We start from the raw sequence: 11,096 nt of genomic DNA on the forward strand, positions 1-11,096 counted from the left end.
ATATCATCGAAATCTTTTAAAGCACGAATGCGATAAAGAGTTATAATATTTCGAGTAAGAGCATGTTTGATTTTTTTAATTTCACTGGTTAATTCGTATTTTTTGCACATAGGAGTACCCTCACAATCTAATGTGATAAACGTTTTCTAAAATTTGAAATGGAAAATTGGATTGGAAAGCAGGCGCCCCCACAACGCCCATGCTTTATTTAAGCAGCTTCATTTATGGTTTTGTTATTATTACCAATATCATCATAAATTTTTTGATTGCCATCAACTATAGCATTGCCAAAGATTTTTACTAAGTAACAAACATATACATTGTCAGAAACGACGGCATTATCGTAAACATGAGCAGCCCAATCAATACGAGCAGAGCCTAATATTTTTGCATTGCCATAAACAAAGCCCCTTACATAAGCATTATCAGCAATTTTCGCATTGTCAGAGATTTTTGCATCAAAAATGATATTAGCTTTATTACAAACAAAGGCATTGTCATAAACTTGACCACGAACGATAGCATTGTCATTAATTTTTGCATTGCCATAAACATGAGCATTTGCACCGAAAATCCATGCATCATCATTAACAACGGCATTGCCATAAACTTTAGCATTTCTATTAATACAAGCATTATCATGTATTTTTGCATTGTCAGAAACGACAGCTTCCCAAAAAACGGTAGCATTATCATAGACCCAGCAATTGCCATCATGAGAGAGATTGCTTTCATTTTCGATAAAACCACCTAAATCACCAGTCTTTACATCAGCAAAATCTCTAATGGCTTTAATGCGGTGTAAAGTATGACCAGCCACACAACGCGTTTCATTCGTAAATTCGTATTTTTTTGTTATAGGTAAAGAGACACAAGCGTCATCAGAAATTTGAGATGCAAGATTAATCGTTTCATTGTCTTCAATACGTGTATACCAATTAATAAAAGCATTCCCATAGACTTTTGCATTGTCTCTTATAACAGCCTTATCACATACAGCGGCGTTATTAAAAACATGAGCATGTTTGTAAACAAAAGCATATCCAAAAACCAAGGCATTATCATGTATTTTTGCATTGTCATAAACACTAGCAAAATCAAATACCTTTGCATTATCACAAACCGTTGCATTATCGAAAACACTAGCATAATTAAAAACAGTAGCATTATCAGAAACAAGAGCATTATTATAAACACAAGCCTCATTAGCTACCCAGCAATTACCATCATGTGATAAGTTACTTTCCTTTTCAATAAAGCCGCCGAGGTCGCCCGCCTTTACATCAGCAAAATCTCTAATGGCTTTAATACGGTGTAAAGTATGACCAGCCACGCAACGTGTTTCATTAGTAAATTCGTATTTTTTAGACACAGTTATAGCGTTCATAGGTAACTCCCTAAGTTCATATTTGATAAATTTAAAAATGAAATGTTTAAAAGAGGGGCGCCCCCGCCGCGCCCGCGCATTATTTACGCAGCGTCTTTTATAGACTGGTCATTATAGACAATTTCTTTACTACAGACTTCAATATTATTGCGAACCCAAGTGTCACCTTTAATGACCGCATTGCGAAAAATCTTTACATTTGCAAAAATACAAGCATATCCGGAAATTTTCGCATTATCATAAATTTTTGTATCATTAAAAACACAAGCGTAATAATGAACATGAGCATTACCAAAAATATGAGCATCAGGATAAATACGTGCAAAGCCATACACATGAGCATTGCCATAAATATTGCCAGCCACAACCGCCTTGCCATAAACCCTTGCATTTTCATAAATACAAGCAATATTATTCACATGGGCATACCCACTTACAACGGCATTATCGTAAACCCTTGCATTACTATAAACCTTGGCTTTACCGCCCACCCAGCAATTGCCATCATGGGATAAATTACTTTCACCTTGTATAAACCCGCCTAAATCACCTTTTTTACGTCTCCAAAATCTCTTAAAGCGCGAATTCTATGAAGGGTTTTAAAACCAACCTCTATTGTCTCACCTGTAAATTCGTATTTTTTTGCAGGCTCTTGTTGATTAGCAAGAGCGGTTTCATTTGAAATGGAAGAGATAACGGGGGTATTTTTTGATATAGTTGTCATAATTAAATCCTACATGTTTATAATTTTGAATTAACACCCTATAAGGATGCCGGGCGCTCAAAACACGGCATGTAGTCCGTTGTTACGCTTTTCCCATAAAAGGGTATTGTATAGCGTAACTACACCCGACAAAATCACTATATATGCTAACAAAAGCATAAAAGATAGTCAGTTTTTAATAGGATTAGGTTTATCGTAACCTCTTCGCTACATGTTTAGTGTTTTGATCACTTAATTATTTATATAGCAAAATACGTATTTATTGTCAAATAATATTTTATATTTTTTGTATTTTTTAAATACGTTGTGTATTGATAATATCTTATGCCTATTAATTGCTTCTTTTATATTTATGTGCTTTTAAAGCTATATTACGGGCTTTGTGAAACGATTGCGTATTTTCTGAATCTATACATTTATAATATTTAGAAACGCTCTCATAATGCGTATTTTTAGCTTTATAACCTATCATTTTTTTACTAAATGAATTTTAAATTTTTTGTGAATTTTGTTTATAAGGGGCTCTAATTTAAAAAACCTTAATAGCACCGCGCTCTTATAACAAATGCTTTCATTTGCATTTTTGCTTTCTCTATAGCTGTTATGTTCTTTATAGCCATGGCATCATTTTTCAGTTTCATAAGAGAAACGATAAATAGGATAATTGTGATTTATTGCCTGTTATGAAAACACTTATGAAAACATCTCAATAGAAACTGATCATTATAGAGATGAGCAAAATCCCTTTTAATAAACTTTTGTCATTTTTGTCAGTTCTTTTTAGAACCTATATCATTTTTTTTAATGAGAGAAAATTAAAATCATTATATTTCAATAGGTTAATGTTTTTAAGACATAATTCATATCAAGAGTACAATCTTTAAAGATAACCAACGATGTGAATTGATTAAAACTTGTCAATTATGTGTCAGTAAATTGAACTGATAAACTAGATTATTTTATTAAGTAATTCCAACACGTCTTATAAAAAGCGTATGAAAGTAAAAACTGATTACGTTATCAAAATCCTTTTTATGAATTTTATCAGTTCATTTGAATAGATAAACTTATGATTTAGAGAATGATTAAAACGTGCTTTATGAAAAGCATATGATCTTTTAAAGCCTTTCAAAAGATAGCTTGTAATTCATATGAAATGCTATCAAGACCATTATGGTTATGAGTTTTGAAGATTTTGAGTATTTTGAGGGTTCCTTTTACTCCCCTTTATATATTATTTTTCAATCAAAAATAAAAGTTATTATATTTCAATATGTTAATGTTTTAAATAAACAACCCATATTACACACAACACGTAAATACAATCTGTAATATATATATAAAGGGGTTTTGAAGGTATTTTGAGGGTTTGAGAAACCTTCAAAACCTATAAGTAATATAAGAAAATGAATATACATAGCTCTCTTTAAACAAAGCTATCATTTTAGATTACGATATAACCTCTTAAAGGCAATGTAAAAAAATCTAATTATGTAGAGAAAAGTTAGAGTATTTTTAACTTTTCATATAATTATTCTTTGAAAAGGTCAGAGTGCGTTCCTGTACGAATAAGATGTAATTTATCTCCTTCTATTCTATAAATAAGCAGCCAATCTGGTTCGATATGAATATCATGATACCCTACCCAATCGCCTTTTAGTGGATGATCACAGTAATGTCTTGGTAATGGCTTTTCTTCAATTAGAAGACTTAATAGTGTACGCAGCTTATTCATATTTTTTACTGCGTTTTCCCGCCTTGCGCACGTCACATTTAAATTGTCTCGAGCGAACAGGTATCAGCATATTAAATGCCTAAATCCTTAAAAAGGGCATCAGCGTTTTTAAATGTCTTACCTTTACCTTCATCTAATTCCTTTATAGCTTTACGTGTGACACTATTAGGTACTTTAAGCTCAAAAGGCAAACAACCTTCTTCAGCGACACGCAAAAATGTTATGCGGATAAGGTCTGATGCACTTAATCCCATGCGTTCTAAAGTAATCATCGCTTGTTTTTTCATTTCAGCAGGAATGCGAGCGCGAACAACAGAATCGGCTTTCATGATTGGTACCTCCATTCATAGATTTTATTATAATGTAGCTACACTGTAGTCTCAAGTCAATTTTTTTAGAATTAAAAACCCTTTGGACAGCAGGTATGGCAAAAAACTCCACGAAAAGAATCCTTAATTCGTAATAATTAAGAGGAATGTTGCAAAATCCTATTCTCTTAACTTTATTTTGTTATCCTCATAGTAAAGAAAATTTTATGTAATCAACTTAACAAGAGAGGTATAGATTATGGTTATAAGCTCTATACCCATTATGTGAGTATGCCAAATCTATTCAGTTTCTCTTATTTCTAATTTTGGTAAGTTCTTAACGATTTTCATTGTTTCCAAACTTACAGTGATAACCCTTTGAAACAAATCCAATGGATAGGCAGGGTTGCCAATGGTTTCAACAGCATAGTGATTGGCATCATTAACAATACCACTCTTTTTATCTGTCTTAACGCATTGACGCCCCATAACCGATTCAAGAGGGATATCTGTTATTGTGATATTGCTGTTATAAATAACAGTTGATTTATCCTTTTCCTTACTATTCTTAATTTTTGCAAATTTTATTTCAGTTACATAATAGAATTTTTCGGGATTAGAGATTTCTGTCTGTTTTGGATTACCCTTTTTAAAGGTGACAGGATAAGGTTCTACAGTTTCATAGTTTACGTGCAAATGACCGAGTTCACGCCCTGCTGTCACAAATTTCCAAAAATCATCAGCCGTTTTTACGCAAGGGATACGAGGCAATTCTTTGCATAAATTATCAGCATAACGGGTGCGATAATCTTCTGAATGCAAAAAACCGTAAACATAATAAAACAGATCATCTTTAGTGTTTTTTCATTAGGATAAGCGGCTTTTAAATATGCTAATCCTTCATTAGTTATAGCATTACGCATTTTCTTTTTTTCTTATTTTAGTAAATAAGCGATTGTCATACTATTTTTCTTATCAAGCGATAATAATGGAGTGTTTTTTGTTGTCTCTAATATGTAACAGTTCCAATAAATTTGGTCTATTCTATGAATAAGAGTCTTTACTTAAAGCTCAAGATTATATTACATGCAACACCTTAAAATTAAGAAGCATATATAGCATATGATTGTCATTTAACAGTGTAATTATACAAGCTTCAAAAGTGGGGGAAATGATATGGTTTGCACAACTCATAAAGCAGGTGTATACAGTACAGTCTATGCTTTTTTCTCAGATGTTATAAGTATTACTCTCATCAAAAAATTAAAAAATTGTTACGCGGTTGGCGATTTTTTCTGTGACGCTGATGATATGGTTCATTTTGTTGCTCATTTTGAGGGCACAATGAATGCATAGATTTTTTTTCACTTTTGTTTTTACGGCTATTTTGTGCCTTTTCTCGTTGGCGAGTTTTGCCCAAAACATTCGTGAGAAAGCGATTAATCAATCAGAGAGCATCCAACGACAACAAACGCAACAACAGCGTTTTCAGCAATTGCAGCGTAAAAACAAAACCCATGAGGTATTTTTGCCAGACGATGATACCACATCTGCCTATGGTGCTTCGCCTAGTACAACCTGTTTGCTGATCAAAAGCATTGAATTTGTTGGTGCTCAGTTGATTTCTCATACCGACCTTCATGAAGCCATTTCTCTTTGGGAAGGACGGTGTTTGGGGATTGCCGAAATCAATAAAGTGCTCAAAGCGGTGACCAAGCTTTATATGAAGCGCGGCTATATTGCGGTGCGGGCTTATTTGCCTGAGCAAGATTTAAGCGGCGGTCATCTCAAGATTGTTGTTGTTGAAGGTGTGATGGAAGATATCACTCTGGATGGGCATAAAGTTGAGAGGAGACTTCAAGGAGAAATCACCACGGCTTTTCCAAATCTTATTGGGAAGCCGACCAATCTGCGCCAGATAGAGCAAGGGCTTGATCAAATCAATCGGCTTTTCTCACGCCAAGCCACCATTAATCTTGGTGCGGGGAGCAATTCGGGTGGTTCGATACTCGATGTTCATATTGAAAAACAGAAACCTTGGCTTATTACGCTTTCCAGCGATAATCTTGGTGCTAAAGCAACAGGAATTTATCAAACGCGCTTGAGCCTTTCTTTTGATGATCTGTTGGGGATCAATGATCAATGGTCGTTTAGCTATCAGCGCTCTATGGATGGTAGTCCGTATCATTTTTCTCACAAGCGCCCCAATAGTGATACTCTAACGGGATCATTTTCTCTACCCTATGGCACTTGGACAACAGGTTTTGATGGGACGTGGAGCCAATATCATTCGAGTGTTAAGGGAATATTTTCCGATATTATGACTGCGGGCAAGTCTTTATCGCTGACACCGTGGATTTCACGGGTTATCGACCGTGATCAAGAGGGAAAGACCTGGCTTACAGGACGGTTGACATGGAAATATTCTGATAATTTTATTATGGGCAGTCGGGTTGATGTTTCCAGCCGTAAACTAGCTATTGCAACCTTTGAGCTTGATCACTCGCGCAAGTGGCTTGGAGGAGAATTAAGCGCGCATATAGGGTTTCATAAAGGGTTGGCAATTCTTGGCGCTTATGATGATAAAGAGCAAGAGAATACAACAAAAAATTCACCCAAAGGGCAATTTTCCAAATTGTCTTTTTCCCTAGGCTACGTGCGTTCTTTTTCGCTCAAACAGTATAACTTTCGCTATAACACGCTGTTTTCAGGACAATTATCACCCGACACGTTGTTTAGTTCAGAGCAAATATCGCTTGGTGGTAGTTCCTCTGTGCGTGGGGTGCGTGAGGCGATTTATTACGGCAATAATGGGGCGTTTTGGCGCAATGAATTGTCGCTGTTGTTGCCAGGTTTTTCTTCGAGAATGGGGCGTAAATTTATGAGCCAATTTGCCCCTTATATGGCGCTTGATCTGGGGGCCGTGGCCAATAATGTAAACAAAAACAGTTTTGGCGGGAACCTCGTTGGGGCAACTCTTGGTTTCCATGCAACCGGAGACATTACGGATATTGATGTGTCTTATTCGAATATTTTAACCCAATCGACAGTGCGAGAAAAGGGAAATGCGACAGGGTTATTTCAAGTGCGGGCATTATTGAGATTTTAGAGCAAAGGGGCGGTAAAAAATATCGCTGCGCTGTTTATACCCATATGGGTTGTTTTTTTAAGAGATAAAGAATTTTATGAGGAGCTGAAGATGCGGGGATTGAAAGATCAAAAGCATAGATTGGGATATGGATACAAGCTATGGCAGCGCGTTCTTTGTGTTTTGCAGCGAGGGATCCATAAGGGGCTTTCACTGGTTTTAAGCTTTTGCTTAGCTTTTCAGCCTTTGTTGTTGCAAGCACAAGCGCTTGGAGCGCGAAGTCCTGTTGCACAAGAGAGCCAAGGGATTAAAGCAGCTGATGGGGTTGGCTCTGTTTTCCGCCCCACGGTGGGGAAAGCCGGCAATGATGTGCCGCTGATTGATATTGTTCGCCCCAATGGACAGGGTCTTTCTCATAACAAATATGACAGTTTCAATGTTGATACCCATGGCGTGATTTTGAACAATTCGACTGAGGAGGTTTCGCGTTCACAGCTTGGGGGATTGGTGCCAGGCAACGGCAATTTGCGTTATAGCGGTGCAGCAAAGGTTATCCTTAATGAAGTGGTGAGTGCCAATCGCTCGCGTCTTGAAGGCGTGAGCGAAGTACATGGGCATATGGCGGATGTTATTATCGCCAATCCCAATGGGATTACCTGTAACGGTTGTGGCTTTATTAATACACCACGGGTGACTTTATCGACTGGACAACCGATTATTGGAGCCGATGGCGCTTTGAGTGGATTGCGTGTTGAGGGTGGAGATATCACCATAGGTTCTCGTGGGGCTGATGGGAGTGCATTAGATATTTTTGATCTTGTTTCGCGCAAGATCAGTATCGGAGGTCCCATACAGGTCAAAGGAGATTTGGCTGTTATCGCGGGGCGCAATCATTTTGATTATGACAAACGCGAAGCAACTTCTCTTGGTTCTGATGGCAAAGAGCCGGAATTGGCGATTGATTCCAGTGAGTTTGGTGGAATGTATGCGGGGCAGATCCGCGTGATTGCCAATGATAAAGGTGCGGGCGTTAAGATGCGCGGAGACATGGTTGCCAATGCAGGCGCCATGAGATTGACAAGTGATGGCAAGCTGGTGATTGCCAAAGCACGCGCCAAAGGAGCGGTGAAGGCTCACTCCCACCACGATAGTGTGCACGTGAAAGATCTGCTTTTTTCAGAAGAAGCGGTTGAACTGAAGGCTTTGAAACATGTTGAACTGGCTGAGCAAGCTCGCGTTGCAGCGAGCGGTACTGTTGATGTGGGCGCCGATCTGATCAAGCTCCAGTCCCATGCTCTTCTAGCAAGCGGTATTGGGAGTGATGGTCAACAGTCAGCGACGGGTTCTTTGCATTTACAGGCAGCAAAGCTTGAGGCGGGGAATGGGCGGATAGCCGCCGGTGATCTCTTAGAGATCCAAGCAGCAACAATTGATCTGAGCCGCATGCAAGACAATGATCAAACAGGGGTTTCTTCCCTTGGCGATCTGACCATTAAAACCAATCAAATCACCGCTTTAAACAACCATATTGGTGCCAAGGGGAATATTGTCTTGAGCGCCGATGATGCGCTCACTGTAGGCGCTGGACATTATAGCGCCGGCGGCTCTCTTTTGGTGGAAGCAGCAGAGCTTACATCACGCGCGCGCTTAGTGGCAGAGCAAAAAGTTGACCTTTATGCGCATCACGGTGCCCTGATCCAAGAAGGCACTGTCTGGTCCAATGGGAAGATAACGCTGGATGCCCATGGTGCCCTCAATCATACGGGTGATATTGTCAGTATGCAGCAGGTTGCCTTGACAGCGGGGGGCATGTTCACAACCTCTCAAGAGAGCACGATTTTAAGTTATGATGTGGTTTTAAGTGCTGATGCTTTAACCCAAGCAGGGACTGTGGAAGCCCAAGAGGGAGCATTAACCCTTCAAGTGCGTGATGGGGTTATCAATAACGGCACAATGCGCGGTGAGAGTGTCGATGCTCATATTGGTGCATTTACCAATCAAGGGACGTTTATTGCAACCGATGATTTGCATTTGATGGTAAGCACACAAGAAGGCGCCGATCCGCAACAAGCCTTTCTGAAGAATACATCCGAAGGTGTCCTTCAAAGTGGTGGTGTTTTTGTTGTGACCGCAGGGCAATTAGACAATGCCGGTGCGCTTGGCTCTAGTGGTGAGAATGTTGCCCTCAATGTGGCAGGAAATGTCAGCAATAGTGGGCTGATTTACGCCAAAAAATCTATGGACGTATTCAGTGATGGTAATCTGACCAACACACAGGGTAGAATGATTGCAGAAGAGGCTCTCAGCATTGGTGGGCTGAAAGAGACACGTGCTGGTCATATAAACAATGAGGCTGGTCTTCTCAGTGCTTTAGCCGGTGAGATGAAGATTGTTGCAACGTCTTTTGTCAATAAAAGCGCTGAAACGACAAATTCAGACCAACAAAACGCTACACATGATGAAGGTGCGCATGTTTTAGCGCGGGATGGTTTGCGCATTGATGTGGGCAGTTTTGAGAATGTTGATGGTCTTATTTCTACGCAAGGGGCAGTTAATATTGTTGCTGATAGTGTGATCCAAGCAGGGCACATAGAGATTGAGCGTGGTGACCTTCAACTGACCAGCCACGGTGATTTAAGCAATAGTGGCACGATAGAAAGCAATGATACCATTGCTTTGCATGCGCAAAACACTCTGAACCAAACGGGGCGCATTGTCTCTAAAAAGCGGGTTGAGCTCTCAACCGATGGCATCTTGACGCTGGGTGAGACAAGTGAGGTTGGCGCCTATGATGTAACGCTGAAGGCAAGCACACTCACCCAAACTGGGCTTGTGGAAGCGCAAGGCGGGGTACTTACTCTCAACAGCCATGATGTTTTAAGCAATTCCGGTATTATGGTGGGCGGTGTTGTTGATGCGAAGCTTGGGTCTTTAGCCAATTCCGGTCAGCTTTTAGCCAGTAACAGTTTTACGCTTGTGGCAGAAAGCCATGATCCGTCATTGGGGCAAGTTGCTCTGGTTTTAAATGGTGAAGACGGTGTTCTCAAAAGTGGTGGTGCTTTTGTCTTAACCGCAGATGTTTTGGACAATGCCGGCAGTATTGGCTCAAGTGGTGATGGGGTTGCGCTCAATGTGAGCGCTGATCTGAGTAATAGTGGGCTGATTTATACCAAGAAATCTGCCATTTTCTCCTTAGATGGGGATTTTATCAATAAGTTTGCCGATGTCATTGCTGAAGACAATCTCATCATCCGTGGTTTAAGTGGAGAGCGGGCTGGTCATGTGATCAACAGCTCGGGTCTTTTAGAAGCCGTGTCAGGCGATATGACCTTCGATGTCTCAGCGCTTACCAACATGCGTGAAGGTGGGGTTGAAGTTAGCGATAAAGTGGTGAATCGCAATGTCTATGAAACATCACATACTGAAACAGATGGGTGGTTTTTTGTTGATACAACTACCACAACTACCAGAGTTACAACGACGGTTAGTCAGCAGCAGCCTCATTTTACCAATAATGCTGCCCAGATTTTAGCAGGGCGTCATCTCACGGTTCATGCCGGCGATATCCGCAATAGTTATAGTTTAATTGCTGCCAATGGCAACATTGTGATGCATGGCGATACGCTGCTCAATGAGGGGCGTGATTTAACCGAAACAACCAAGATTGAGACGACAACACGCATTGAGACTACATCTGGTGATATTTTGGGTGCAGGGGTGGCTCAAATAGGAGATACAGACACATCGGAATATGTTGATGATCCTGTAATAATCACGCGCACTTATGATGCTGTTTACGGCACGATTGAAGCTGGTGGCACGCTTGATGCCAAGTTGACAGGCTATATTGACAA

The 11,096-nt window shown here is 39.6% G+C and carries 6 protein-coding genes and 2 pseudogenes; 3 read left to right on the top strand and 5 right to left on the bottom strand.

From position 1 onward, the window contains the following. Window positions 1-208: 208 nt before the first annotated feature. From ACFINK_RS08865 to ACFINK_RS08885, 5 genes and pseudogenes are all read right to left on the bottom strand, one after another. Window positions 209-1,387 carry a hypothetical protein gene (locus tag ACFINK_RS08865; RefSeq protein ID WP_375618860.1) on the bottom strand — a complete coding sequence of 393 codons (1,179 nt, stop codon included), beginning with the start codon at window positions 1,385-1,387 and terminating at the stop codon, window positions 209-211. A gap of 83 nt (window positions 1,388-1,470) precedes the next feature. After that, window positions 1,471-2,111, bottom strand: a pseudogene (locus ACFINK_RS08870) (LbetaH domain-containing protein). Window positions 2,112-3,642: 1,531 nt separating this feature from the next. Then, window positions 3,643-3,846: a type II toxin-antitoxin system YafQ family toxin gene (locus ACFINK_RS08875; RefSeq protein ID WP_522729908.1), complete on the bottom strand. Its 204-nt coding sequence runs from the start codon at window positions 3,844-3,846 to the stop codon at window positions 3,643-3,645. A gap of 71 nt (window positions 3,847-3,917) precedes the next feature. Then, window positions 3,918-4,175 carry a type II toxin-antitoxin system RelB/DinJ family antitoxin gene (locus tag ACFINK_RS08880; RefSeq protein ID WP_375638828.1) on the bottom strand — a complete coding sequence of 86 codons (258 nt, stop codon included), beginning with the start codon at window positions 4,173-4,175 and terminating at the stop codon, window positions 3,918-3,920. Between the two features lie 279 nt (window positions 4,176-4,454). Beyond that, a pseudogene (locus ACFINK_RS08885) lies at window positions 4,455-5,074 on the bottom strand (type ISP restriction/modification enzyme); the annotation flags it as partial. A 256-nt stretch (window positions 5,075-5,330) separates the two neighbouring features. Between ACFINK_RS08885 and ACFINK_RS08890 the strand changes: the two are divergent. From ACFINK_RS08890 to ACFINK_RS08900, 3 genes are all read left to right on the top strand, one after another. Beyond that, entirely contained in the window at window positions 5,331-5,510 is a 180-nt protein-coding gene (locus ACFINK_RS08890; RefSeq protein ID WP_375632827.1) for a hypothetical protein, read from the top strand. Next, on the top strand, window positions 5,503-7,263 hold the full coding sequence (locus ACFINK_RS08895; RefSeq protein WP_375638830.1) for a ShlB/FhaC/HecB family hemolysin secretion/activation protein: 1,761 nt from the start codon (window positions 5,503-5,505) through the stop codon (window positions 7,261-7,263). Before ACFINK_RS08890 ends, ACFINK_RS08895 begins: the two co-directional genes overlap by 8 nt. Window positions 7,264-7,353: 90 nt before the next feature. Then, a partial coding sequence (locus tag ACFINK_RS08900; protein ID WP_375638832.1) for a filamentous hemagglutinin N-terminal domain-containing protein occupies window positions 7,354-11,096 on the top strand: 3,743 nt, incomplete at its 3' end.

The organism is Bartonella sp. AA16NXGY (assembly GCF_042197325.1).
Classification (GTDB): domain Bacteria; phylum Pseudomonadota; class Alphaproteobacteria; order Rhizobiales; family Rhizobiaceae; genus Bartonella.

Coding starts and splice junctions, on each gene's coding strand:
- ACFINK_RS08890 (WP_375632827.1), top strand. CDS start 5,331: ATGGTTTGCACAACTCATAAAGCAGGTGTATACAGTACAGTCTATGCT.
- ACFINK_RS08880 (WP_375638828.1), bottom strand. CDS start 4,175: ATGAAAGCCGATTCTGTTGTTCGCGCTCGCATTCCTGCTGAAATGAAA.
- ACFINK_RS08865 (WP_375618860.1), bottom strand. CDS start 1,387: ATGAACGCTATAACTGTGTCTAAAAAATACGAATTTACTAATGAAACA.
- ACFINK_RS08895 (WP_375638830.1), top strand. CDS start 5,503: ATGCATAGATTTTTTTTCACTTTTGTTTTTACGGCTATTTTGTGCCTT.
- ACFINK_RS08875 (WP_522729908.1), bottom strand. CDS start 3,846: ATGAATAAGCTGCGTACACTATTAAGTCTTCTAATTGAAGAAAAGCCA.